Source organism: Pseudoalteromonas sp. HM-SA03, from assembly GCF_002289345.1.
Classification (GTDB): domain Bacteria; phylum Pseudomonadota; class Gammaproteobacteria; order Enterobacterales; family Alteromonadaceae; genus Pseudoalteromonas.
In genome coordinates this window covers 46169-70388 of the sequence record NZ_NSDG01000061.1, presented here as the reverse complement: position 1 = coordinate 70388, position 24220 = coordinate 46169, and the positions used below count along the sequence as shown (strand labels likewise).

The following is a 24220-nucleotide window of genomic DNA, read 5'->3' as shown; positions in this document are numbered from 1 at the left end:
AAGACTCATTTTCAATAACCGCCAATTATATAAAAATACGCTGCATTGTCATCCTCAATCTAAGGATCTGATACACTATTCACACATTTAATCGTTGTTTTGATCACTATGTTGTATCTGGGTTGCCCACAATGGAGTAGCACACACTGGAAAGGTCGAGTATTTTCCAGCCATTGTAGTGCCACAAATATGCTCAAAGAGTATGGCCAAATTTTTAATAGCGTTGAAGGTAATACGACTTTTTATGCCGATCCAAATCCGCAGACCGTATTAAAATGGCTAGAACAAGTGCCCGATGACTTTCGCTTTACGTTTAAAGTTCCTAAGCGCTTTAGTCATGAAATGGCACTTAGCCACTGCCAAGATGAATTATTGGCTTGGTGTAAAAATATGGCACCGCTGTTTCCTAAATTAGGCGTATTAATGCTGCAATTACCTGCGCAGTTTGCGCCTGAACATATAAATAAAATGCGACAATTTTTATCTTGGTTGCCCAAAGCGCTAACTGTTGGTGTTGAAGTACGGCATTGGGACTTTTATCGCAAAGGCGATGCTGAGCGCAGATACAACCAGTATTTAATCGAAAATAACTACAACCGCATCGTGATGGATACTCGCGCACTCTTCAGCGAACCTGCCAGTACCCCTGCGATAGTAGATGCACAGCAAAAAAAGCCGCGATTACCTGTGCATGCAATTGCCACTGGAGACAGCCCTATTCTGCGATTTGTTGGTTGCTCTCAGCTGGAGTCTAATAGAGACTTTTATCAACCTTGGTTAACTAAACTCAATCAATGGCTCAGCGAAGGTAAATCACCTTATGTGTTTTTCCATACCGCAGACAATTTTGATGCGCCATTTTTAGCAAGACAATTTATCGCTGATTTAGAGATACATCATCAAGTAAGCAATCCATTCCCCGCTGAAAAAGAAGCAAAGCAAGAGGCGCTGTTTTAATGTCTCATCCCTATTTTTTAAACTACTCCGAACAAGTCCAAACTCAAGTCACTCAATTAATAGAGAGCAAACGACTCAGTGCCTTTTTCAAAAGTCGCTATCCTGAACCGCATCAGATAAAAAGTGATAAGCTACTTTACGAATATGTGGAAGGATTAAGGCAACAGTACCTAAAAAATACTCCACGGGTATCGCAGGCCAAGTTTGAGAAGCGCAACAATATGGTATTGAATGCGTTAGGAACACATACATTCAAAACCACACGACACGGGAAAAAACAAAAAACGTCGCACCAAATACACATCGCAGCACAGTTAAAACACGCTCCCGAGGCTGTGTTACGAACATTGGTTGTACACGAGCTAGCGCACTTTAAAGAGAAAGACCATAACAAGGCTTTTTACAAGCTTTGTCTGCATATGGAACCCCACTATCATCAACTTGAGCTAGAGTTACGGCTATTTATGCTGATGTGTGAAACGGAAGGCAACACCAATTACACTTAACTGTAGTGTAATTGGTGTTTTGAGAAATTAGCGTTTACAGCTTGGTGCAAAACCACCCGCACGCGCTTTATTCGCGGTTGCTTTGGCTGTTGTCATGTTGGCTTGTAATTGCTTAATTCGGTTTTCTGGCGCAGGGTGCGTCGACATAAATTCTGGTGGACGCTGTTCGCTCATTTTCGCCATATTTTGCCAAAGCGCAACAGAGCCTTCCGGATTAAAGCCTGCCTTAGCCATTAGATCTAAGCCGATAACATCTGCTTCGCTTTCATGAGAGCGGCTAAATGGCAGTGCCACACCGTACTGCGCACCAAGACCTAACCCCTGCATAATGGCATTGCGATATTCGGTATTATTCATTTCAAGCACCGCCGCCCCCGCTTGCAGGCCAAACTGCAACACACTGTTTTGTGATACACGTTCATTAGCGTGTTCAGCAATAACATGCCCTACTTCATGACCCATAACCGCAGCAAGTTGATCTTGGTTTTCTGCAACTTTGAGAATCCCCGTATGAACTCCGATTTTACCACCGGGTAGCGCAAATGCATTGGCAGAGTCATCTTCAAATACTACGACTTCCCATTGCTGGTTTGCGTAGTTTGCCGGGAGTTGTGCTATTAAGGCATTTGCAATACACTTAACGTAGCGATTGGTTTTAGCATCAGTATCGACTTTTTGCTCTTGCTTCATTTGTTCAAAGCTTGCAACACCCATTTGGTCCATTTGCTGATCGGAATAGAGTGCTAATTGAGTGCGTCCGGTAGGCGATGTTTTGCAGCCAGCAAGCGTTGCTGCCACAGCTATCGCGAGAACCAGTTTTTTCATAACTTGTTCCTTTTCTTATTTTATAACTTAAGTTTCTCTAAGTTTACCGCAATTTCGTCACTTAACGAGACTAACTTAGTACAATATAAAAAATTTTTCATGAACTTCTGCTGATCAGAACGCCGCCTTTTCGTTGCTCTACTCTAGTGCACCGAGTTCCGTCTCCATATAAGCGTCTCTGATTGGTGTATATATTCTGCTTAACATTAACAAGGTAACAATACCAACCTATGAAGTCATCAACACTCCCCGCAATATTATTACCACTATTGGCTAGTATTGTCGCGATAACGCCCTTAGCCATCGACTTGTATCTCCCCGCGATGCTTGCGATTGCAGACAGCTTGAATAGCCCGCTTGAGCAAGTGCAGGTTTCTCTTAGTAGCTATTTGGCAGGCTATGCTGTCGGCATGATGGTGTTTGGCCCCCTTGCAGATAGATTCTCAAGGCAGACATTAGCTATTTGGGGCTTAGTCGGGTTTACCGCATCGTCAATTGGGCTTGCACTAACAAATGACATTGATATGTTTTGCGTCTTACGTGTCGTTCAAGCATTTTGTGGTGCCGCAGCAACGGTCGTTGTACCAGGCGTGATCCGCTATTATTACAAAGAGCACACAGCCAAAGGGATGTCTTATGTGTCGATGATCATGATGATCGCGCCACTAATTGCTCCCTCTCTTGGTGCGTTGATCCTGTTGTACTTTGATTGGCACGCCATTTTTTGGTTTTTAGCGATATATGCGATACTGGTAATAATCGCATTACAGTTTTTCTGTATCGCAATTCCAACCAAAGCCGATGTCCCACTTAGCTTATCGTTTTTCTTAAAAAACTATCGCATTGTGTTAATACAAAAAAAGGCCCGCTACGATATTCTTTCTTCGATGCTGGCATCATTTGCATTCTTTTGCTTTTTAACTTCAGTTTCATTTATTTATCTTGAGTATTATGGCGTGTCGGAGCAGCTGTTTGGAGTGTTATTCGCCATGAATGTGATTGCATTGATGCTCGGTAACTTTGCCAACACGCGTTTAGTGCCAAGGCTTGGTTCTAGGAAAATGCTCAATATCGGTCTTACTATTGGTATCGTCTTCGCGACGCTACTGGTGATACTTAGCAGCCAATCAGTCTCGGTTTGGGTACTCGCATCAGCCATTGCGCCTTTGATGATGAGTTTAGGGATCATTGCCAGCAATGCTGATGCGCTGATATTATTGGGCTTTGAGCATCAAACCGGTACCGCTACCGCGGTGATAGGCACGCTACGATTTGGTAGCGGCGCTTTGGTCGGCCCTTTGCTTGCGCTCGCGGCCCCGGAATCCCCCATGCCGTTCTCAAGCTTTATGCTCGCAGCCATTGTGCTGACCATTGTATGCCAGCTGTTAAATAGGCGTTTTGAAAAAAGTCTCAACGCTACAGAAATCAAAGAGTAATACATAAAAAGCCCCGACACATGCGGGGCTTTTCTATAAAATCGTTATTAGATCATCTTAATTTAGTTCTTTATCTTTCCAGAATTTAGTGCCTTTTACTGTTGCTTGCAGTGCCAAGCCACTTTCAGTAAAGGTGTACACAGTAACATCACCATAATAGGCCTCGCCTTCCACCGACGCTCCTTTTTTAGCAGCTTTCGCTGCAGCATCTGCATTTCCGCCAAATGTCCAGCCTGAAGTAACAAACTTATTCATTGCTTCAGGAGTATGAAATACCATCACAATACGATAATCTTTTACACCTAAACCAAGGCCTACACCACCTTCAGCCATATTCATATAGGTGTTATTTCCTACCGCGTTATCGTGTACGACACCGTAACCTGTTCCAGCTGCAACAAATAGCAGATTAATATTGGCATTAGAAAAAACAGCATAACCAGGCGCAGCCGCAATTTGCGAGCGCGTATCTGGCTTTTTGCTGTAAAGCTGAGTAAGTACATCGTTTTTCATATCTAGGATGGCACGTTGCTTTTCAACTCTGTCGCCCTCGCCCATTGAAGCACATGCACTAAGCATGACGGCCAAAAATCCAGCCATTAAGTGTTTAACGTTTACCATAGGTTTTTCCTATCCCGCATTAATTGAAAATAACACTACCTATCATAACCGCTTAGTTTGAATGCTAGATTAATTTAGTCGTTAAGGCGTGTTTCAAGCCTTGCCAAACCAGCGGCAAAGTTGCGCTTACCCGTTCCTAAACGAAAGTGGCACTCGCTTTCCAATAGAAATAACTTTGCGGGTAATAATAGCGTGTTCGAGGTCTCTATAAATAGGCGTGACCACTTTTCGGAATCCCTTACTGAATGAATCTTCAGCAATGACAACACCCCGCCATGCGGCTCAACCCAAGCAACTTTTTGCGAGTATAAACTGACAAATTCACGCATCAATTGGACGTTGTTTGCAATGATGTTCGCATTATGCGCTAAGATAGTTTCGCTTTGCTGCAATGCAGCCGTCGCCAATAGGTCATCCACTTTACTGCCACAAATACTTAAGTAGCTTTTACCGGCCAGTAGCGCATCAGCTAGTGCTTTCGAACCGCAAATTGCCCACCCTACTCGGATGCCAGGCAAGCCTATACTTTTGGATAATACACCTAGCGTAATCGACCGCGGATAAGCCGAAAAGCGCCCACTTACGGCGCGATCATCGCCATGGTTCTGTGCTGATACTTCATCACTTAAAATGTAAGCACCACACTGCTCTGCCAATAGCTGTATTTGCTCTACCTCTTTGTCAGTCAAGCCAACGCCTGTTGGGTTGTGAGGGGCATTGACGATAATGAGTTTGGTTTTTGTCGTCATTGTGCTTTTGAGTCTTTCTATATCAAACTGCCAGTTGTCCTCTTCTCGCAATGGTACTGTGTTGACGATAGCGCCAAACTGTTTGGGGAGTGTTGCAAGCGATGGATAACTTGGTGTGCAGACCACCACCTCATCTTGTGGGTTTAGTAATTGCGCCATCGTAGTGAAAATAGCTTCTTGAGCACCGCTAAATGTCACGATTTGATTAAGATCCACACATGCTGTCGTTGGTAGATGATAAGCTTTAATCGCCGCTCTTAGTCCTTCACTGCCCGCAATCGGATTGTAACCCAGTTCAATGTCTGGCATTTTGCCGCCACTAAGCTCAATAAGTTCACCGAGCGTGACGCCTTGAGCGCAGGAATCACTCAAGTTGATATCGATGGGAGCAACCAAGCTTTGACTAAACTGAATGTGATCGGGTAATACTAATTCCATTCTTTAACCTAAAAAATCATGCCAGCATTTTTGCTGGCATGTGTATCAAAGACTATTTAAGACGCCATAGCGTAAGTTGGCATCGCTCTAGTTCAACTTTACGTGCGTTTTTGCTTATGGCTGACATCACTTCGTCTTCTGCCAACAGTTCAAAATCTCGTCCCAGTAAAATTTCTAAACCATCACGGCCCGTCACATTCTCGCCACTGACCTTATAACCACCCAACCAGTTTTGTGCTTGGGTTAGCGCTTTGTCCCACTGATAGGCTGAGCTTATCGCAAGGATCCCTCCAGCATTCAAACGCGATTTAATTTGGTTTAAAAAGGTTTTTGGTGAATATAAGTGTTCCACAACACGATGACATAAGATTAAGTCATATTCTACGAATTGTGGTTTAAGGTTATGCCCATCCCCTTGACAAAAATGAATACGCTCGCTGAGTTCATTAAAACCTAATTGCGAAGTAGACACTTCGTGGAAGTCCACAATTTCACCTTCAATCTCGGTGGCAAAACGTACCGGCGTGCCTTCTTTTAAGGCCAACGCGTGTTGAATGTTGCGCGCAGTAAAATCAATGCCGTCTACTTGTGTAAAGTGTTTGGCTAATTCAAAACTTGCGCGACCGACCGAACAACCTAAGTCCAGCGCTTTATTTGTATTACCTTGATAATGCGTCATTAACTTTGAAACAACGCTTTGCAATGGATTACCAAAATGCATAACAGGCTTGCCGTAATGGCTATGTAGCGCATTGGCAACGTCAGCATCCATTTCACACAGGTTGACCTTTTGCACCGGCACTTGTGGACTCTCACTTACGATGTATCTAAATCCTGCATGTTGGAAGAAGTGGCGTCTAAAAGCATAACGAGAATCTCGCACCGCTTCGTTGCCTGTAGAAATCCAAGAGCCACCTTTGATCAGATTGTGTTTACCGTCAAAAGTAGGCGTTGAGAAATCATCGTATAGTGGGTGCACTTTAAAGCCGCTGTATGCGTCGATCGGACTTTCTGTCCATTGCCAAACATTGCCGATGATGTCGAATAAGCCTTCAGTTTCAAAACGATTAACCGGACAGCTTGAAGCATATACCTCAAGGTTGATGTTCCCCGGCGCTTCACTCCATGTCGGCAAGTCAACATCGAGCTTATCGCGCAGCACTTGCCACTCTGCTTCTGTCGGTAAGCGCACAAAGTGCTCACTTTGCTCAGACTTCCAATTACAAAAAGCCTTCGCTTCAAGGTAATTAACCTCAACTGGCCAATTGAGTGGTAATGGGATTTCTTCGGCTAAGTTTCGTTGCCAAAAGCCTGTGTCTTTTTTTACCCAAAAACGCGGCATGGTTGATTTAGTTGAAGCCAGCCAAGCTTGACCTTCAGCCGTCCAAAACTCAGGCTGATTGTAGCCACCAGCTTCGACAAAGGTTAAAAACTCTTGGTTTGAGACCACATATTTACTGGCCTTGAATGGCGTCACATTGACATCTTGTACACCATATTCGTTATCCCAACCGTAGGTTTGATTTGACTCAGGTTTGCCAAGCCGAACATCGCAACCGCTTACTAGAATTAGGTTGTTTTCAGGTGCATCACCGTACTCATCACACGCTTCCCAACCGCGTTGTAAAGTCAAGTCAGCCAGCGGCAGCATCCGCATTATCACAGAAGAGGTTTCTAGGTGGATACGTTCGTGTTCAATACCCATCAAAACAACCCACGCAAGGCTATCTTGAGTGATTGGTAGGGTAATATCCATCTCATCGATTAACCCGTTAATAAGCACATTCACTTGTTGGCGATAAGCACGCACTTCTGGCACTGTTGGCCAATCGTAATTATTGCTATCAAGGTCGTCCCAAGACATTTCGTCTACGCCAACAGCGCAGGTAGATTCAATATGTGGATTAACGCGTTGAGTGATGTATTTTCCTAACATCAACTTATTAACGTAAAAACAAGCGGTATGACCGAAATAGAAAATGAGAGGGTGCCGTAACCGCTCAGCCTTCAAAAAATAGGCATCGTCATTGTTGATATTGCTAAATAATGATTCGTACTGCTGCCAGCTATTGTTGAAGTATGCTTTGATCTCAGCGCGCTTTTTCTCTACATCGCCACCTGAAAGCCAGATTGGCTTTAATGTATTTGGTCTTTCCATACAATTATCTTCTTTAAACTTGCTACTTCGATACATACACCATTTCAATGCATGCAGCTTTTAAACTTTGCTCACTTTGCCACTTAATGCCAATGGCATCCTGCTGTATACGTTTGATAATCTAGCTTAGACCACTGATATCAACTTTTTATGACCTTAACTTATTCACATTTAATTTTCACTGCCGACAGGACTATTTTCAGAAAAAACTTCACCTGGCATATGTGATAAAAATAAAAAGAGCGCAACTCAGGTTACGCTCTTTTGGCAGCAGAGCTGCATCACAATGAAATTTACACGACAGCTGGCTCTATAGACTCAGCCGAGCTGGACTCCAATGTCAAAAACACCAGCACCATGATATTGGCGATAAACCACAAGTCTTTAATCACAAATTGTCCCAAACCACCAAGCAAGCTCATGTCGCTAAACGCACCGGCTGCGGTAAACAAAAAGCTTTGTGTCATAACAAATACCGCAAGGCACCCAAGGCTTGCAACGCCAATCAAGACTCGCTGATTAAACCAAATGCCAATGCCGAGCAAGCCTGCCATCAAAACGTCATAGACGCCTATAACATTTGAGGCTTCTTGCACGGAAAACAACTCATACATCCAAGACATAAACGGTGAAGTTTCCACTAGCGGCACGATTGCCTTTGCTTCGAGTTCGAGAAATTTCATTCCGCCAATCCAGACTAAAACCAATGCCACCGGGAAATAGTTCGCCCACACTAGCGTTCGCGTGTTGGTATGATGACGACAGTATAGAAATAGTGCGATGGGTACTAACGCAAAATACTTGATGATCCCTTGCCCAGAACCAATAACGGGAAAGCCGCCATGAGCTGCTATCCAGCGGTTTTCGGCAAACAACGTCAATAAAGTAAATAAACTAATGATGGCGATTAAGGCAAGCGGCCATGCCGCAGGAATAATCTTACATTGCTGTAAAATGACTAGACCCGCAGCGACCATTAACGCAAAGCCAAATACAATGCCAAGTGTGGCAACAGGCACCCACTCTGTTAACCCGTAAAAGCTAAAGGTACCGGAAATGGTACTTGGCCCAGCGCCAAACAAAAATGAAATGCCAAGCAGTAATAAGCTCACTGCTAACACGCCTGAAATAGAATAATCGATAGTTCTGAACGACATATCTAACCTCTTAATATGCTATTGACTATAAGACCCGAGGTTTTAGAAAGTTCATTCAGCATTTACGAAGTTTATACCCATTGCAAGGTATGCTGAGTCGTTAGGTCGACAGCTCAGTTCAACGCCAGTGCGTCGCAAAGTCAATAAGTCGCGTTAATATTGGGCTTTGAAATTTATCTTTACGCGTCACCAGCCAAAACTGCCTCGGTGCGGCTTTTAAACCAGAAAGTGCCTTAATACGTTGCTGTGCTATGGCATGTTCAGCGGAGTATTTTGAGATACACGCTAAACCGAGCCCTGCCGCAACACCATTTATAATCGCCTCAGTGGAATTTAACTCAAACGCGGTTCGCCACGACGTAAGCTGCGCTGCAATATTCGCTAAGAAAAATTCTCGACTGCCGGAGCCTTGTTCCCGCAACAGCCAACGAGATTGACTTTGTATCAGCATTTGAAAGTCAGTTACCGCAAAGTCCATTGCACTCACGATACACATTTCATCTTCAAACCAAGGCATGATGTCTAAACCTTCGCCTATCACTCGGCCTTCAACAAAACCAATGTCTAATTCGTAATCACGAAGCATAGCGCACACCTTCGCCGTATTGGTGATAAACAACTGCTGCTGCGTATGCCCTGTTTGCTGCTGAAAAGCCGCTAACATGGGAGGCAGCAAATGATTGCCTAAGGTATCGCTGGCACCAATTTTAATTTCGCCATGTAGCCTCTCGCTTTCTTTAAATAGGGACTCTAAGAAGCGACATCTATCAAGCACTTGATGCGCATGCGGTAGTAATAACTCTCCGGCTGGATTTATCATTAATCGATTATTTACACGATCGAATAATGGTTGTTCGAGGTGACGCTCTAACTCCGCCAGAGCCATGCTAACAGCAGCCTTAGTTAAACATAGCTTATCCGCTGCGGCCGTGATCGAACGCTCTTGCACGATTACCGTAAATACATTGAGTTGCTTAAGGGTTATCATTGACGTTAAGAATTATTGAACACTAATTTAAATATATTCAGATATTCTTAATTAAAGCGCAAGCGTATTATGCCCTCATCGAACAATTATTGTGAAATTACGCATGGCTACTCTTCATTCTTGTAGTAAAAAACTCACCGCCAATATCCCCACCCCGATGTCTGGTCTTGCTCTTGGGCTGGCTAGTTTAGGATGGTGTATCAGTAATCTCTTTCCCGCACTTTTTGTGTTAAAACCCTTAAGTGCACTTCTGGCTGGCTTTATTTTATTGCTGTTAGTGCTTAAGTTTATTCATCAGCCTGCTCTATTAAGAGCAGATCTCGCAGATCCAATAGTTGGGAGTGTATTACCAACCACTGCCATGACAATTATGGTGATTTCTCATAGCATCGCGGCCTATTCTCATCTTATTGCAACTGTGGTTTGGCTACTTGCCATTGTGCTTCACCTAGGGTTGCTAGCCAGCTTTGTGTATTTTCGCAGCCGCAATTTTGAGCTTAACCAGCTAGTGCCAAGTTGGTTTATTCCCCCTGTGGGGTTTGTCGTTGCCGATGTCACCTTTAACGGCATGGCAGCGTTGCAACCTTTGGCGATGGGGCTTTGGTACTTGGGAGTGATATTTTATCTGCTGCTGCTACCGTTCATGATTTACCGTTTATGTAGAGGCAGTGCCATACCACAGCAAACCCAGCCCACAATTGCAGTCATGGCAGCGCCTGCAAGTCTATGTTTGGCAGGATATTTAAGTGTCCATCCAATGCCAGCGGCTGGCGTGGTGTTTGCCCTACTCAGCATTGCTATTATTATGACCCTAGCAATATACCTTGCTTTTATTCAGCTTCTACGCCTGCCATTTAGTCCCGCCTTTGCGGCATATACCTTTCCATTGGTCATTGGCGTCACCGCCATTAGTAAAGTCGTCACTTGGCCCGGCAGCGAACACTTAAGCTTAGGCTGGTTAAGTGTGTTGCAGTACCTAGTTTGGTTTGAACTTGTTGTTGCGATCGCTGTAATTAGCCATGTTTGTATTCACTATACGCGATTCTTACTAAAAATAAGCACCGCCAATTCAGAGAGTTAAAGCTAATATTGCAATAACCTAAACACACACTATTTACTTAGCATGCTAACTAATCTAGAATACTTAGCATGCTAAGTAAATATATCTTAAGTTATGTCGTCACTTCCATTTCATGAAACGCTCGATCTCAGCCTCTGTGGCAAGTTAGGCCGAGTCCATAGAATTTGCCGTCAAGCCGTAACCCAAGCTGTGGAGCCACTCGGTTTTACCCAGCCACGCTGGACCGCCATGATGCATATTCACCATTTGGGTGAAGGTTGCACACAACACCAATTGGCGTGCAGTTTAGATATCGAAATGCCGAGCCTTACTCGCACGATGAAACAGTTAGAAGAAAATAACGTGATAGAGCGCCGCATTGATAAGCAAGACAAACGCTGTCGTAAAATCTACTTCACCGAACACGGGCAAGCCCAGTTAGCGCAGCTAAAGATGCGGATCAGTGAAGTGAAAGCACTTTTATATCATGGGCTTAGCGATGACGAGCTCAATGCTATCGCACATGCGTTGGTCAAACTTGAGAACAATGCTCAGCAATGTTGTGACAATATTTCTGAAAATGGGAGTACCAGTGAGTAAACTTAGTCCAGATCAGCAATTTTCCCGCTACGTAAAGGTTTCAATCGCCCTTTTTGCACTCTGCTTTAGCTATTTTATCTTTGCTGATCTCTACATACCAATGACGCCCCAGGCACGTGTGTATCATCAAGTAACCAAAGTGACGCCCAAAGTCAGTGGTGAAGTGCTTGCCGTGAATGTCAGCAATAATCAAAGAGTTCAGCAAGGGCAACTACTACTTACTATCGATGACGCGCCGTATCGTTTAGCATTAGCTAAGGCTGAGCTCGCTTTGGCAGAAGTTAATCAACAGAACAAACAATTAGAAGCACAGATGGTTGCGCAGCNGAGGCTGCTGTAGCCAAGTATGATGAGCAACAGCGACTTTATAAACGCAGCCAATCTTTGCTGTCACAACACGCAATTTCAACGCAGGAATCAGATCAAATTCAAGCAAATTTTGCGACGGCTAAGTCACAGCTCAGTGCACTCAAAGCTAATCTACATGCGCTTGAAGTAAAGCGTGGTGCAACCGACGAACAGAATATTGCACTAATGCAAGCACGAAATGCCGTAGAGCAGGCTAAATTGCAACTCAGCTACACCGAAGTCCGCGCGCCCCATGATGGCATCATTAGTAACTTACAGATCACCACGGGAACCTATGCTCGCACGGGTGTGAGTCTAACCAGTTTGGTTTCGGACAATGTTGACTTAGCTGCGGATTTCAGAGAAAAGTCGCTTTACCACGTCAAACTTGGCGAACAAGCGCTAGTGAGCTTTGATGCGTTACCGGGCAAAGTCTATCCTGCCGTGATCCATGAATTTTCTGCAGGGGTCAGTGATGGACAACTCAATGCCGACGGCCAATTGGCTGCCGTTGAGACCTCCAACCGCTGGGTGCGAGATGCGCAGCGTCAACGCGTTCATTTAGCATTTGATGAGCCATTACCTATTCTAGCAAGTGGTGCCAGAGCGACAGTTCAAGTCCTGCCTGAAAGCACTTTGCTTGCAACCCTTGCACAAGCGCAAATCAAATTCGTCAGTCTACTTCACTACGTTTATTGATATGAAAGTTGCACTAAACGCCAATGACCTAAGACAGATGCTGCGTATTGCAACTGGGAGTACGCTAGGCTTTGCACTAAGCAAACTGCTCAACTGGCCGTACGGTATCTTTTTTACCGTATATCCCATGCTGCTACTTGGGTTAGTACCAATGTTAAACGCACACATAGTGCGCCAGTTTATCTTAAGTGGGTTGGTCTGTGCCTTTTCGGTATTGGTGATACAAGGGCTATTTGGCTTCCACCCTGCGTTAATGTCCTTACTCACCTTTGCCTTATTTGCCTTTTTGTTTTTGCAAATGAGCAAAGGCGTTAACTTCTTATTTGGTGCAATGAGTGTGGTGGGACTATCAATCCAACTTCATTTTGCCAGTTATGCTTCAACCAGTGGTGGCTTATATTCACTCATAGCCAGTAACTCTCTGGCTATTATCATTAGTATCGCAACCGCATATGTAATGCATTGGTTATTTCCGGATGTTACTGTGCGTCAATTACCGCCGCGGCCAGCGAAAGACGCGGCAAGTATTCGCCATGAAGTCCTACTGTGCGCCACCGTAGCCACACTCTCATTTATGGTATTCCAAATCCTAGATTTACAAGATTCTGTTTCCGCCCAAGCGGCATCAATACTAATCCTCTTTCCACTGAGCTGGAAAGCGGCGGGCACAGCAGGCTGGCAACGTGCAGTTGGCACGCTTATAGGTTGTAACTTGGCATTAGCAGCGCAAATTCTACTGCAAACCTATAGCCAAATTTTACTTTTTCCAATTTTTATTTTATGGATCTTAGTCTTCATTTTTAGTCGCTACCACTTGTTAAGTGGTGGTGCTCCTGGGATTGGCTTTGGTATTATTACCACTTTTGGGATCTTGTTTGGCCAGTCTCTCGCACCAAATCAAGATTTGATCTACAGCGCACTGTATCGCTTCAGTTCAGTGAGTGTTGCAATTACGGTAAGTCTCTGTGCAATCTACCTTATTCATCGCCTACTTAACCACTTTAGTGCAACGCGCCACCATACCTACGCCTGAATAAAAGGAATCCACTTGAAGCTTGGAAAACGCTTACAGACTTTGCATGATGTTGTTACTGAAGACTATCAACATATTTGGGACTGCTGCTGCGATCATGGCCAGCTTGGCGCACAGTTTTTAGATTCGAGCCAAGCGCACATACACTTTGTTGATGTAGTCCCAGCGCTTATCGCGAAAGTGAAACTGGATCTCTCACGCTTCTTTCCAGAAGCCGAAACGCGCTATAGCCTTTACACTCAAGACGTTGCGAAGCTCCCGCTTGCACAATACTCAGGCAGGCAGTTAGTGATCATCGCAGGTGTTGGTGGCGACTTAACCGCAGAACTGATGACAAGTCTTTGCTGCAATTTACCTGACGAGGTCGATTTCTTGCTTTGCCCAGTTCATCATCATTATACCTTGAGGCAAACCTTGCAATCTTTACCACTTAAGCTGATCCATGAATCACTGGTTGAAGAAAATCGACGTATTTATGAAGTACTCTATCTTACTTCAAGTAAGGCTGGTACTGCCATAACCCCGTTGGGCGAAGCGATTTGGCAACAAGGCACGCTGTCCAAACGCTATTTAGAGAAAACGCTGGATCATTATGCACGAGTTGCCAAAGGCAAACCCGAAGCGCAAGCCATTTTATCTGCTTATCAACACCTTACACTATAAAACTCAGCGCACTCAGCCAGACTAGCTGAGCGCCATAACTTAATCGTTGATAGAGCCCACTGTTACGCTTTTGCTTGTAAGCATTGGCAAGCTGATAGCTAAAACCGATACAAACAAGTACACAAGCAGTAGAAAACCAAGCAAATAGCGAGCTTAAGGGGCTTACAAACCAAACCAATAAAGGAGCGATAAGTAAACTTAATAGCATTACCATGCCCGCGAAAGAATGAATATTACAGGCTCGACTTGGCGAGGTTGTGTATGGATCGGGATCCATAGGAAAGAAACCTGCAACAGCGGTTGCTAGACCATGACAAACAATCAAACTGCCAATAACACCTAACGCCCAGTTCCCTTCGGGTACCAAGATGATATAAAAACCAAAACAACAAAATAGCAGGGCTAAGGGGTAATTATTAACAGCAGGAGACAATCGCTCTGTTGGGCTACCACTGGCACCTAACTCACTACAAAATTGATTTTTGTGACTATAATTTGGATAACGCTTGGCAACAACATATACTCCCACCAGCATCCATATACTTGCTAGTATGCCAAAATAACTCACCAACTCTTGCAACATCATGCCTATCCTTAATGCGCTAAATTTATGTGTATACACTTTATACTAATTCAGGAACATACGAAACCAAGCTTCTGTATTCAATTTAGTGTATTTTCCAGCGCTCCAAAATAGCTTGTTGCTGACCACTTTGACTTAATTCCGCTAGTGCATGCTGCAGCCGGTTCGCAAGCTCATTGGGAAATTCTGCATTCACCGCCAGAGCCAGCTCACTTGGGAAATGTTCAAGAAGTAACTTGTGCTCAATTGCTTTTGGGTCCAGCTTAAGCGCATTTAGTTCTTTCTCAAGTGTTAGCGTATTGGTTAGTACAAATTCAATCCGACCCTTAAACAATAAATTCCAAAGACTTTGGTAGTTTGACACTAATACCAACTCATAGCCTTCAGAAAAGCCAGCTTGTTTGAGAAAGGTTTCACTATAATAACCGCGTATGGTTCCGGTGCGATAGCGCTTTGCAGCGTCAAGATTGTTTATTGCCATTTGAGATTGTTTCAAGCCAATGAGTGATGCGGACGTATGGCACATAGTCCCCAAAAAGCGGAAATAGACTTCCCGAGTTGGTGTTTTTAGCCAAGATAACAGCACCACATTAGGTTTAGTTTCTAATTCGTGTAACACCCGTGCCATCGGCATTATTTCAATTTTAGCAGCAACATTTGCTTTATCTGCTACCGCTTGGGCAAGCTCAACCAGGCCACCATTCACTTCACCTTGGCCATTAATAAAATGATAGGGAGGCAAATCTTCCGCAACAAAATGCACCGTTTCTTGCGGCGAAGCAATTATTTTAGTTGATGCAAGTAGCGCTATAAGGAATAAAATTTTCCAAATCATTTTATCTCAATAAATTAAATAATCATTCGGTCAGTGTGCCCGTACTTGCATTGCAATTCAATCCGCAGCAATGGCTATATTGCCTCAAAAGTATTTCATTTGATAATCAAGTACATCATGTAGTAATGGTGTTACCTCGCCATGGGTACAGTTAGCTACTTATTATCTGCGTTTACCGCTGCCAGACCTTGCCAATCTTCTAAATCTTGTTCTGGCTTTTCAGTACGAAATTGTTGATACAATACGATACCTTGCTCGTCTTCTAAAATATCGACCTGTACGCCCTTGCTTTCAAGTAACGGCTCATTGCCTGAAGCATTAGTGATATCCCCCACCACGACTCGCTGAAAACCACGCATGTAGAGTAATGTTGCGCATACGTCGCAAGGACTTAGGCTGGTATACAAAGTGGTTTTACTAAAATCAATCCGTCCCGCATCTCGAATCGCAGAGGTTTCACCGTGGTTATATGGGTGGCTCTCTTGTACTAACGTATTATGTCCTTTACCTACAATTTGGTTGGTTTCGTTATCAACAATAACCGCACCAATTGGGCAACCGCCCTCTTCATAACCCTTTTTTGCCAGCAATACAGCAATGCGCATAAAGTCTTTATCGCAAAGCTTACGCGTAAAGTTGCTATCGAGTAATACGCCAAGACTCTTGGTTGGCATATGTGCAATGGCATTGAGCGCTTCGCTATTTACTTGGGTTTCTGCGTTGAGTAATACAGTCATTTTTTAATTCCTTGTTGTATTATATGAACCGAGCTTAACACTATAATTTGGCGCAATTATGAAGTACCCAATTACATAGCTTATCTAACCAAGGTTTTGCCGCTTCAAGCGGCCAACCGCAATTGATCCGCAGATGATCTTGATACAACTCACGACTTGTAAATAAGCTGCCTTGGCGAATCTCAACCCCAAGTTCAGCGAGCCGTAAAGCGAGTGCATCACAGTCAATATTAGGCAGTTTCAGCCATAATGCCATTCCGCCCTGAGGGGAAGATATTTTACAGCCCTTTGGTAAACGCGCTTTCAAATAGCTTTGGTAAGCGAAGCAGTGTGCCGCTAAGGTGCGATTAAGTGTCCGTAAATGGCGCTGGTAATGTCCTGTCTCAATAAAGCGTGATACCGCCATTTGTAAACATTGGTTTGGCATGCCGTGAAATGCCTGCATGAGCGCGGCCACTTGGCTTTGATAACGCCCAGCTTCACACCATCCAACTTGCAAGCCCGGCGCTAACGTCTTAGACACTGAGCTACACCAAATTACATATCCGGTTTTATCCCACGCCTTTATCGGTAAAGGCATCGTGTGATTATGGCTCAGCTCCCCAAAGACGTCGTCTTCAATAATCGCCACTTGATACTGCGCAGCAAAATCCGCAAGCCACGCTTTTTGTTGCACAGATAGACTGTGCCCTGTTGGATTTTGATGGTTTGCCGTAAGCAAACACACTGATACCCTTTGCGTTGTCACTACCTGTTCTAAGGCTTCTAGGTCAAGTCCTTCGGGCATCGTTGGGATTTCAATCACCTTGAGCTGTAGCGTCGCAAGCAGTTGCAATAAACCTTGATAACATGGTGACGGCACCACCACACAATCTCCCGCTTTTGTAACAGCCTGCAGTCCCGCCATCACGGCTTGAATACAACCGCCCGTCACCGCGAGATTATCAGGATTCAGCGCCAACCCCTTCTGTTTAAAGTGCTTGGTTAGATTCTCTCTAAGCGACCTCAGTCCCATCGCGCTTGGATAATGAAAATGGTGATACTGAGGAGAGTCGAACGCTTGCTTTATAAACTTAGTCAGGCGACTTATGGGCATCAACTCAGGTGCTACTTGCACCGTCGATAACATCGTATTGAGCCCTGCGACAGAGGGTCTTAACGCACTTTTAGGAGATTTCACTTCACTCGTAAACGTAGCAAAGTCAATGTCACTATTTTTCGCTTTCGGTTTACAAATATAAAAACCAGATTTCTCTTGAGAAGCTAAAAAGCCATTATCCTGTAATTCCTCGTAGGTTCTAATTGCAGTACTCATGCTTACGCCATGCTGCTTGGCAAAGATCCTAAGTGAAGTCATTTTTTCACCGTATTGACGTTCACCGGCGTTTATCTCTGCAATCACCTGCTCACTTAATGTAATAAACTTCCTCGCCATCTGTACCCTTAACAACCAACAATTCTGTATCTGTACTGCATTTTTACCGAAGTTACACTGTAATTCCAGTATTCGTTCACAAATAGGATTGGCACATGACCATGACACACAACCAATGGCAAGCATTACCCCAATTGCTCACTGAATTTTCTAAACTTACCGAGGCGTTTATACAGTCTAGCAATAGCCGCCCAGTCGCAGGTCGAGATGTTGCTCCGCCCAACCTAACACTCTCAGAATCAGGGGTTGAATTTGAATCACTGATAGAGATCTTTAGTAAACAAGTAGTGCCTAACTTAAGCACCAGTATTGGACCTAGGTATTGGGGATTTGTCACCGGCGGCGCAACGCCTGTTGCCACTTTTGCCGATTGGCTCGTGTCAACCTATGACCAAAATGTCTCAAAGGGCGATGGCTCCATTGCGACCAGTATAGAGCGGCAGACCATTCGCTGGCTAACCGAATTATTCGACCTACCAGCAAGCTTTGATGGTCTTTTTACTACAGGGGCCACAGCGGCAAATTACTTAGGTGCAGTCATAGCACGCCAGTTTGCAGGACATCAACAAGGGATCAATGTGGCAGAGGATGGAGCCTTCGGTCTGGAAGTTGAAGTTTTTTGCGCGACGCCCCACGCGAGTATGATTAAGGCGCTTGGTCTTGCAGGCCTTGGCCGCAACCAAATCACTAGAATCGCAACGCAAGTAGGCAATGAAGCTACGGATATTGCAGCGCTTGAGTCAGCGCTTACAACAAGTAACGCCAAAGGAAAAATTGTCATCGCCAGTGCCGCCACGGTTACTGGCACTAATTTTGATGATTTAATTCAGATCCGCCATTTATGCGATAAACACCAAGCTTGGTTGCATGTTGATGCTGCATTTGGCATTTTCGAGCGTCTGGTTTCCGGTTCTCAAGGTCGCACTAAGGGGCTAGAGTTAGCCGATAGTATCACCTTGGATGCACACAAATGGCTCAATGTGCCATACGACTGTGGGATCTTTCTCACTCGTCATTTGCACTACTTGGTTGAAAGCTGCGACGTTCCAGCGCCTTACTTAGTCACATCAAAAGCCGACCCCGACTTTTTTTCGATGGGTGTAGAAAACTCTCGTCGATTTAGGGCACTACCCGTTTGGATGTCATTACTTGCCTATGGTAAAGACGGGATCCGTCAATGGGTAAGCAAAAATATTGCGCAAACTAAACAGCTTGCAGACTGGTTTACTGATTCTCCAGACTATGATTTAGTCTACTACGGAGAGCTGAACGTAGTACTTTTCAAGCCAAGTGGCAAAGACGACGCAGCAACAACCGCCCTCCTTCATGCCATTAATGCAGACGGCCGTATATTTGTCAGCCCTGGGAGTTGGCAAGGACAGAAAGTGATCCGTGCTGCGCTCAGTAATTGGCAAACGGAGCAAGTTGATTTAGACATAGCAAAAAGCGCATTAACCGAATTAGCTAAGGCGCTTTAAGATTATAATACTTGAAGTTAGCTAACGCTGTTATTAGGAGTAATACTTTGCGCCAATTTGCGACTGTATTCCTCAAAATCGATATTGCTTTGCTCACCAAGTCCAGCCACCGCATGAGAAATAAACTGCGGTGGTACAAATAGATAAGTACGTTTTTTAAATTTCCAATGACGCACGATGTGCTTGGGCTGATGCTTGTCTTCATCTAACCCAGCCAACGAAAATAAATCTCGCCAATCACTCTCTGTATCGCCCGTCGACTGGGCAACGCTTTGTGGTTCAATACTGAGCAAAATTGCCGACGTTTGTGGCACACCCATCAACAGCTCACCAATAAAAAAGATGCTACCACTGCGGCACAACTGCTGCTGCGCTTCCGTCATCTCAGATTGCTCTGCCATCTTCGCCCTTTGATATTGCATCCCATTAAACATAGACTTGGCAAAAGGCAGCTGCTTTTCAGAAAACTCTCGATTTAAGACATGCTGAAACAGCGCTTTACCGAGCGTATTACCTACGCCATCGTGACTAAAAGTGCCTTCTTCCACATTGGTTTCAATGAAAAGCCCTGACTCTACCAAAATATTTTTCACGGCTTGGTAGTTAAATATTGAAAACGGCTTCCCCGTCACCGGATTTATTGTCGATGTCACCGCTTTTGTCATCGCAGCAAAAAACACACTAATATCAACGAATGCACTTTTTAAGTCAGTGTCGAAGCTCTGAATGCTATCCGCCGTAGCACACAACATGATATTACCCGTTTCATTAAACACATAATGTTTAGTAATTGGGGTATATATTGGCTGTGATTGCAGTTTTGACGGTTTATCTTGCTTGCTAAACCAAGTTGAGAACATTGTTTACTCCCAACATTAACTGTCCTTTTTAGTCGTTTTACTGGCCGCTGTGGTTTGCGGCGGTGCGGCTATGACACTTCGCATTGATTCAATCAGATTATTAAACTCTGGATCTGACATCGCCTCATTGAGCGACGCTGCTTGCTTAACAAAAGCAGGAGGAACGAATAAATAAACAGACTTACAAAGTGTAAGTTGTATCTCCGTATGACCCCCTTTTAAACAAGGGCCTGCTTGCCACACCGATTTGACATCATTGGCATCCGCTGAGATAACAATTGGCGCAATAGAAATAGCACCGAGTAAATATTCGCAAACAAAAATGATGGTGCCGACCTTTTTGTCTTGGCTGTCGGAACTCGCACTAATACTTACCGAGGCTTGCCCCATACCAGCGATCATATCCATCAATGATTTTCCTATGGAGGCTAAATTACCACTGAGCCCTAGTAAAGTTTGAATCAACTGGCTCGATAGTGTGACCCCTGTCTGTTTACTCTCAAACTGAATATTACTCTCTGTCACTTTGACAAAAAGACCTGAGCTTGAGACTAATTTATTGAGCGCGTCATAGTCATATAAACTCGTGCCTGACTCTGCCATCGCCTTGGTTAAAGCAGCAAAAAATACACTCACTTCACCAAACGCATTTTCAGCTTCTTGCGGCAATACACTTCCACCTGCGGTACTATTTAGCGTACTTGCGATAAATAAGTTGCCGGTGGCATTCACTACAAATTGTTTAGTCGCTGGCACTTCATTGCTGTTTGTCGTCGTTAAATTAGCGGCTCTGGTTTGTGCATTGCTCACTACAGTGCCCGGTTGAGGTGTTGGCATACTCGTTCCTTAGATCTTAAATCTAGCAGATATTCTTCTTATGTCGATTTAGTGTAGTCGCATTTTTAATTACTTAAAATTTACTTTTGTAATTTTTTTACAACCCAACCTATGTAGTAAAAACAGCACTAAAATAAACTGGTGGACGTGCTTTCAATGCGTTACACCAAAACTGGCTAAGGCTGTTTATCAAATACGATGACGCCCTCTGGGATGGTATACCAGTCTTGCTTTTCACTAACCCATGCATGGGCCGTCGGTTGAATAAGGCGAGTATCGTCCAAATTACTTGGTTTGAGTTTAATTGAATTCGGCTCTGCTGGATTAAAGTGGTAAATGCGATTGCCGCAAGTTGGGCAAAACTTAGCTCCGCTAACGTTACCGCTGTCAGCTGGGCGTCGCCATTCCTTCATCGGACCCGAAAATTCAATATCGTCTTTATCAACAATGGCTGTAATGCTAAATGCGCTGGTTGACAGTTTTTGGCAAGCCTTACAATGACAGGCGACCACCATTTTAGGTGCTGCTTTTAACGTGTAGCTTACTTCACCACATTGGCATGAGCCATTAATTGGAAATGTCATAAAATATCCTTGCTTAAGTTCGGTCTAACTTCATTGGAACAAATCTAATACCGTTTTTCTGTGCTTCTTGCCCTGTCGCCTGAAAACCTAGCGCAAGATAAAACGATACTGCATTAAGCGATGAACATAGCGAGATTTGAGCTGCGGATGTACTCGCTAACACAGTATCTAATAACTGCCGACCAACCCCTTTACCTTGAGCTGACTTGGCAACAAATAAATGGGTGAGGTAGTTACCATCTCTTAATAAAGCAAATCCAATCAGCTCACCGTTTAATAACGCCTTGGCACCGACAAAGTTAGCATTGCACATCACCTGAGTCACTTCAGGTATTATTCCGTTTAGATAAGTCTCTTTGCCAAGCTGCGAAAAATTTGGTAAGACGTCAGCCTCTGAGACTTCACGCATTAACCTTTCGATGGCATCCGCATCCTCGCCCTGAATCGCATTGATGGTAATCTTCACTTATGACCTTTTGATTTATTGCGTGCTTACATTTCTGGCAAACGTTATCCCAAAAAAGCAATGCATTGCAGCTAGGCTAAATATTAACTTACTTAAACTGGCATCGAAAAACCAAATGCCAATAGCAAATACAGGATGCATAGCAACCATTACCCACCAGCACACGCGGCCAATGTTGTAGAGTGGGTCGCCATGTTTGTTTTGGAAATTTAATAACCCAAACGCCCAAGGCAACAAAGTCCAGACGAGTGACATACAAAGCAACAGCGTTACAACAACCTTAATTAATACCTCCCCGAGCATCTATAACCCCTCAAGTGAGGTACGCAAAACCTCTTGAGGTTTAATATTGAGCCCATCGCGTCCAAACGCAAAACTATCTCGCTTATAGCGGGGGAAAATATGCAGGTGATAGTGGCTCAATTCGTTAAAGTGCCCGTTGTTTTGCACCAGCGTAATCCCATCTGGGGAAAATTTACGCTCAATTCGCACATAAAGGTCACGCGCAACGCGGTGGATTTCAGCCAGTATGGATTCAGGGACCTGAAGAAGCGTTTCATAAGGGGATTTGGGGCAAATTAAGATATGACCAAAGTTTATGGGGTCGTGATCGGCGAACGCAATCACCTGCTCTGATTCATATACAATAACCGCTTCAATATCTCTAGCAACTATCTGTTCTACAATCGTCATCAGCTACTTCTCCTTAACCTGATTACATAGAGTAATGTACCTGAGCGACTCTCTTCCTGCCAGTGATATATTCTATTTTCTCCTTTGTTAAGTGAATAATTTTCAAGCCCAAATTCACTCACAACCCATTTGAACCAGTTACATTATTCAATGAATAACCCTACAAGGAATACAACATGTTAAAAACGTTAGTTACGGTGGCTTTATTAGCTTTTGGAAGCGTAGCCAGTGCCGCAAATCACGCAGCGACCCATCATGCAATTCATTATGAAGGACGCGTCAGTAAAAACTATGCCGATGGCAGTGTGAGTTTTAATTGGCCGGGTAGCCAGCTGCATACCAAGCTCACCGGCCGTGCCTTTCATATCGAGTTGATGGGCTATGGCGATCAATTCGATGTATTGATTGATGGCAAATTTACAAAAAAGCTAAAGACCAACGCCAATGGAGTCGCAGAGACCTTCACACTATTTGAAAGTACAAAGGCAGAAACCGTCACAATTGAACTCGTGAAACGCTGGGAGCACTACGAACACAATACCCAGATCCTAAGTGTTAATGTGGACGGAAAATTAGACTCAATCCAGCAGCCACAGCCCCATATCTTATTTATTGGCGATTCAATTAGCGCAGGCTTTGGCAGTGAGTCTACCCAAAGACAGTGTGAATGGAGTGAAATTCTTGATTTAAGTAACGCGCGTAAAGCATTTCCGTATATGAGCGCGCAACAGCTGGGAGCCAGTTTTACCCAAGTTTCATACTCAGGTTTAGGCTTAATTCGAAATTGGGGCGGCAATCAACCACATCATACGTTGCGTAGTTACTACGATAAAATGTCAGCAGTATTTACCGACAATACTGACTTTGAAGACAAGTTTCCACAGCTTATCGTCATTGAAGTAGGCACCAATGACTTTAGTACCGATCCAACCCCTGCAGAGCCTTGGCAAACTATTGATGAAGTCAAAACGCAGTGGGTAAAAACGATGGTCGGTTTCACCAAACAGCTGCGTGCAAGATATCCTGCGGTTCCCATTATTTATATGCCTCGTCCGGCATATCCATATAACTTCATTATTCCAGCAACTCACGATGCAATTGCAAGGCTTAATCAGCAAGATATCAGTAAACTATACAGTCATACATTCAACTCACCATTAGAAGGCTGTGTGTGGCATCCAACCGCTTCGGAACATCAAGACATTGCCGAGAAACTCGTTACCTTTATCAAGCAGCAAACACTTCTCTAAGCATATGTTCGGCGTTATTCAGTGAGATTAAGCTCGATGTACTGAATAACACGCAAACCATTTACAAACTTTCACATTGTTTTTTATACAAAAATTCACAACAAAAAATCAACTCACCCGCTTTAAAAACAAATTAATGAGAACGATTTTTATTTGTAAACATAATACTTGTTGAGATTTATACTTTTTCAACACGTAAAGCCGGTACTTTGAACGACCTACAT

Annotated in this window: 25 protein-coding genes and 1 pseudogene; 10 read left to right on the top strand and 16 right to left on the bottom strand. The window is 44.0% G+C overall.

Annotation, left to right across the window (positions count from 1 at the left end; all coding sequences use genetic code 11):
- Positions 1-108: 108 nt before the first annotated feature.
- Together CKO50_RS12950 and CKO50_RS12945 are read left to right on the top strand one after the other, a co-directional pair.
- Positions 109-957, top strand: coding sequence for a DUF72 domain-containing protein (locus tag CKO50_RS12950; protein ID WP_176474660.1), 849 nt, complete (start codon positions 109-111; stop codon positions 955-957).
- Complete coding sequence (locus CKO50_RS12945) at positions 957-1463, top strand: M48 family metallopeptidase (protein WP_095728494.1); 507 nt, start codon at positions 957-959, stop codon at positions 1461-1463. Before CKO50_RS12950 ends, CKO50_RS12945 begins: the two co-directional genes overlap by 1 nt.
- A gap of 27 nt (positions 1464-1490) precedes the next feature.
- Here the strand turns inward: CKO50_RS12945 and CKO50_RS12940 are convergent, their stop codons facing one another.
- A complete protein-coding gene (locus CKO50_RS12940; protein ID WP_095728493.1) occupies positions 1491-2288 on the bottom strand; it encodes a M48 family metallopeptidase in 798 nt (265 codons plus the stop codon).
- A gap of 230 nt (positions 2289-2518) precedes the next feature.
- Between CKO50_RS12940 and CKO50_RS12935 the strand changes: the two genes are divergently transcribed.
- Positions 2519-3724 (top strand): Bcr/CflA family multidrug efflux MFS transporter, encoded by a 1206-nt coding sequence (locus CKO50_RS12935; RefSeq protein ID WP_095728492.1) that lies wholly within the window; start codon positions 2519-2521, stop codon positions 3722-3724.
- A 57-nt stretch (positions 3725-3781) separates the two neighbouring features.
- Here the strand turns inward: CKO50_RS12935 and CKO50_RS12930 are convergent, their stop codons facing one another.
- From CKO50_RS12930 to CKO50_RS12910, 5 genes are all read right to left on the bottom strand, one after another.
- Complete coding sequence (locus CKO50_RS12930; protein ID WP_095728491.1) at positions 3782-4345, bottom strand: YSC84-related protein; 564 nt, start codon at positions 4343-4345, stop codon at positions 3782-3784.
- A 74-nt stretch (positions 4346-4419) separates the two neighbouring features.
- Positions 4420-5532, bottom strand: a complete 1113-nt coding sequence (locus CKO50_RS12925) for an aminotransferase class I/II-fold pyridoxal phosphate-dependent enzyme (RefSeq protein WP_095728490.1) — start codon at positions 5530-5532, stop codon at positions 4420-4422.
- Between the two features lie 52 nt (positions 5533-5584).
- Complete coding sequence (ovoA, locus tag CKO50_RS12920; RefSeq protein WP_095728489.1) at positions 5585-7690, bottom strand: 5-histidylcysteine sulfoxide synthase; 2106 nt, start codon at positions 7688-7690, stop codon at positions 5585-5587.
- A gap of 293 nt (positions 7691-7983) precedes the next feature.
- Positions 7984-8847, bottom strand: a complete 864-nt coding sequence (locus CKO50_RS12915) for a DUF417 family protein (protein WP_095728488.1) — start codon at positions 8845-8847, stop codon at positions 7984-7986.
- Positions 8848-8965: 118 nt separating this feature from the next.
- Complete coding sequence (locus CKO50_RS12910; protein WP_095728487.1) at positions 8966-9835, bottom strand: LysR family transcriptional regulator; 870 nt, start codon at positions 9833-9835, stop codon at positions 8966-8968.
- Positions 9836-9938: 103 nt separating this feature from the next.
- On the opposite strand from CKO50_RS12910, the gene CKO50_RS12905 reads away from it, so the two are divergent.
- The 5 genes and pseudogenes from CKO50_RS12905 (at position 9939) to CKO50_RS12885 (ending at position 14238) form a co-directional block, all read left to right on the top strand.
- Complete coding sequence (locus tag CKO50_RS12905) at positions 9939-10916, top strand: TDT family transporter (RefSeq protein ID WP_176474659.1); 978 nt, start codon at positions 9939-9941, stop codon at positions 10914-10916.
- A gap of 93 nt (positions 10917-11009) precedes the next feature.
- On the top strand, positions 11010-11495 hold the full coding sequence (locus CKO50_RS12900; RefSeq protein WP_039497284.1) for a MarR family transcriptional regulator: 486 nt from the start codon (positions 11010-11012) through the stop codon (positions 11493-11495).
- Positions 11488-12542 (top strand): annotated as a pseudogene (locus tag CKO50_RS12895) (HlyD family secretion protein). Before CKO50_RS12900 ends, CKO50_RS12895 begins: the two are co-directional and overlap by 8 nt.
- Before the next feature lies 1 nt (position 12543).
- Entirely contained in the window at positions 12544-13575 is a 1032-nt protein-coding gene (locus CKO50_RS12890; protein ID WP_095728485.1) for a DUF2955 domain-containing protein, read from the top strand.
- A 15-nt stretch (positions 13576-13590) separates the two neighbouring features.
- Positions 13591-14238 carry a tRNA (adenine(22)-N(1))-methyltransferase TrmK gene (locus CKO50_RS12885; RefSeq protein ID WP_095728484.1) on the top strand — a complete coding sequence of 216 codons (648 nt, stop codon included), beginning with the start codon at positions 13591-13593 and terminating at the stop codon, positions 14236-14238.
- On the opposite strand, the gene CKO50_RS12880 is transcribed toward CKO50_RS12885, so the two are convergent.
- The 4 genes from CKO50_RS12880 to CKO50_RS12865 form a co-directional block, all read right to left on the bottom strand.
- Entirely contained in the window at positions 14228-14821 is a 594-nt protein-coding gene (locus tag CKO50_RS12880; RefSeq protein ID WP_095728483.1) for a DUF998 domain-containing protein, read from the bottom strand. The two genes, CKO50_RS12885 and CKO50_RS12880, sit on opposite strands and share 11 nt — an antisense overlap.
- Before the next feature lie 85 nt (positions 14822-14906).
- Positions 14907-15656, bottom strand: coding sequence for an ABC transporter substrate-binding protein (locus CKO50_RS12875; protein ID WP_255229725.1), 750 nt, complete (start codon positions 15654-15656; stop codon positions 14907-14909).
- 155 nt (positions 15657-15811) lie between these two features.
- Positions 15812-16393 (bottom strand): nucleoside deaminase, encoded by a 582-nt coding sequence (locus CKO50_RS12870; protein ID WP_095728482.1) that lies wholly within the window; start codon positions 16391-16393, stop codon positions 15812-15814.
- 40 nt (positions 16394-16433) lie between these two features.
- Entirely contained in the window at positions 16434-17828 is a 1395-nt protein-coding gene (locus CKO50_RS12865) for a PLP-dependent aminotransferase family protein (protein ID WP_095728481.1), read from the bottom strand.
- A 95-nt stretch (positions 17829-17923) separates the two neighbouring features.
- On the opposite strand from CKO50_RS12865, the gene CKO50_RS12860 reads away from it, so the two are divergent.
- Positions 17924-19306, top strand: coding sequence for a pyridoxal-dependent decarboxylase (locus CKO50_RS12860; protein ID WP_095728480.1), 1383 nt, complete (start codon positions 17924-17926; stop codon positions 19304-19306).
- Between the two features lie 17 nt (positions 19307-19323).
- Here CKO50_RS12860 and CKO50_RS12855 read toward each other — a convergent pair whose 3' ends face one another.
- From CKO50_RS12855 to CKO50_RS12830, 6 genes are all read right to left on the bottom strand, one after another.
- Positions 19324-20166: a hypothetical protein gene (locus CKO50_RS12855; RefSeq protein ID WP_095728479.1), complete on the bottom strand. Its 843-nt coding sequence runs from the start codon at positions 20164-20166 to the stop codon at positions 19324-19326.
- A 15-nt stretch (positions 20167-20181) separates the two neighbouring features.
- Positions 20182-21003 carry a hypothetical protein gene (locus CKO50_RS12850; protein WP_095728478.1) on the bottom strand — a complete coding sequence of 274 codons (822 nt, stop codon included), beginning with the start codon at positions 21001-21003 and terminating at the stop codon, positions 20182-20184.
- A 176-nt stretch (positions 21004-21179) separates the two neighbouring features.
- Positions 21180-21587, bottom strand: a complete 408-nt coding sequence (locus tag CKO50_RS12845) for a GFA family protein (RefSeq protein ID WP_010605152.1) — start codon at positions 21585-21587, stop codon at positions 21180-21182.
- Positions 21588-21600: 13 nt separating this feature from the next.
- Positions 21601-22053 (bottom strand): GNAT family N-acetyltransferase, encoded by a 453-nt coding sequence (locus CKO50_RS12840; RefSeq protein ID WP_095728477.1) that lies wholly within the window; start codon positions 22051-22053, stop codon positions 21601-21603.
- A 15-nt stretch (positions 22054-22068) separates the two neighbouring features.
- Positions 22069-22356, bottom strand: coding sequence for a hypothetical protein (locus CKO50_RS12835; RefSeq protein ID WP_095728476.1), 288 nt, complete (start codon positions 22354-22356; stop codon positions 22069-22071).
- A complete protein-coding gene (locus CKO50_RS12830) occupies positions 22357-22746 on the bottom strand; it encodes an HIT family protein (protein WP_010605155.1) in 390 nt (129 codons plus the stop codon).
- Between the two features lie 176 nt (positions 22747-22922).
- Here CKO50_RS12830 and CKO50_RS12825 point away from each other — a divergent pair, with 176 nt between their 5' ends.
- The gene (locus CKO50_RS12825) at positions 22923-23996 is read left to right on the top strand and encodes an SGNH/GDSL hydrolase family protein (RefSeq protein ID WP_095728475.1); all 1074 of its coding nucleotides are present in this window, start codon (positions 22923-22925) and stop codon (positions 23994-23996) included.
- The last annotated feature ends 224 nt before the right edge of the window (positions 23997-24220 follow it).

Coding starts and splice junctions, on each gene's coding strand:
- CKO50_RS12850 (WP_095728478.1), bottom strand. CDS start 21,003: ATGCCAACACCTCAACCGGGCACTGTAGTGAGCAATGCACAAACCAGA.
- CKO50_RS12825 (WP_095728475.1), top strand. CDS start 22,923: ATGTTAAAAACGTTAGTTACGGTGGCTTTATTAGCTTTTGGAAGCGTA.
- CKO50_RS12935 (WP_095728492.1), top strand. CDS start 2,519: ATGAAGTCATCAACACTCCCCGCAATATTATTACCACTATTGGCTAGT.
- CKO50_RS12865 (WP_095728481.1), bottom strand. CDS start 17,828: ATGGCGAGGAAGTTTATTACATTAAGTGAGCAGGTGATTGCAGAGATA.
- CKO50_RS12830 (WP_010605155.1), bottom strand. CDS start 22,746: ATGACGATTGTAGAACAGATAGTTGCTAGAGATATTGAAGCGGTTATT.
- CKO50_RS12900 (WP_039497284.1), top strand. CDS start 11,010: ATGTCGTCACTTCCATTTCATGAAACGCTCGATCTCAGCCTCTGTGGC.
- CKO50_RS12950 (WP_176474660.1), top strand. CDS start 109: ATGTTGTATCTGGGTTGCCCACAATGGAGTAGCACACACTGGAAAGGT.
- CKO50_RS12855 (WP_095728479.1), bottom strand. CDS start 20,166: ATGTTCTCAACTTGGTTTAGCAAGCAAGATAAACCGTCAAAACTGCAA.
- CKO50_RS12940 (WP_095728493.1), bottom strand. CDS start 2,288: ATGAAAAAACTGGTTCTCGCGATAGCTGTGGCAGCAACGCTTGCTGGC.
- CKO50_RS12925 (WP_095728490.1), bottom strand. CDS start 5,532: ATGGAATTAGTATTACCCGATCACATTCAGTTTAGTCAAAGCTTGGTT.
- CKO50_RS12915 (WP_095728488.1), bottom strand. CDS start 8,847: ATGTCGTTCAGAACTATCGATTATTCTATTTCAGGCGTGTTAGCAGTG.
- CKO50_RS12835 (WP_095728476.1), bottom strand. CDS start 22,356: ATGCTCGGGGAGGTATTAATTAAGGTTGTTGTAACGCTGTTGCTTTGT.
- CKO50_RS12860 (WP_095728480.1), top strand. CDS start 17,924: ATGACCATGACACACAACCAATGGCAAGCATTACCCCAATTGCTCACT.
- CKO50_RS12880 (WP_095728483.1), bottom strand. CDS start 14,821: ATGTTGCAAGAGTTGGTGAGTTATTTTGGCATACTAGCAAGTATATGG.
- CKO50_RS12910 (WP_095728487.1), bottom strand. CDS start 9,835: ATGATAACCCTTAAGCAACTCAATGTATTTACGGTAATCGTGCAAGAG.
- CKO50_RS12905 (WP_176474659.1), top strand. CDS start 9,939: ATGGCTACTCTTCATTCTTGTAGTAAAAAACTCACCGCCAATATCCCC.
- CKO50_RS12875 (WP_255229725.1), bottom strand. CDS start 15,656: ATGATTTGGAAAATTTTATTCCTTATAGCGCTACTTGCATCAACTAAA.
- CKO50_RS12845 (WP_010605152.1), bottom strand. CDS start 21,587: ATGACATTTCCAATTAATGGCTCATGCCAATGTGGTGAAGTAAGCTAC.
- ovoA (WP_095728489.1), bottom strand. CDS start 7,690: ATGGAAAGACCAAATACATTAAAGCCAATCTGGCTTTCAGGTGGCGAT.
- CKO50_RS12890 (WP_095728485.1), top strand. CDS start 12,544: ATGAAAGTTGCACTAAACGCCAATGACCTAAGACAGATGCTGCGTATT.
- CKO50_RS12870 (WP_095728482.1), bottom strand. CDS start 16,393: ATGACTGTATTACTCAACGCAGAAACCCAAGTAAATAGCGAAGCGCTC.
- CKO50_RS12945 (WP_095728494.1), top strand. CDS start 957: ATGTCTCATCCCTATTTTTTAAACTACTCCGAACAAGTCCAAACTCAA.
- CKO50_RS12930 (WP_095728491.1), bottom strand. CDS start 4,345: ATGGTAAACGTTAAACACTTAATGGCTGGATTTTTGGCCGTCATGCTT.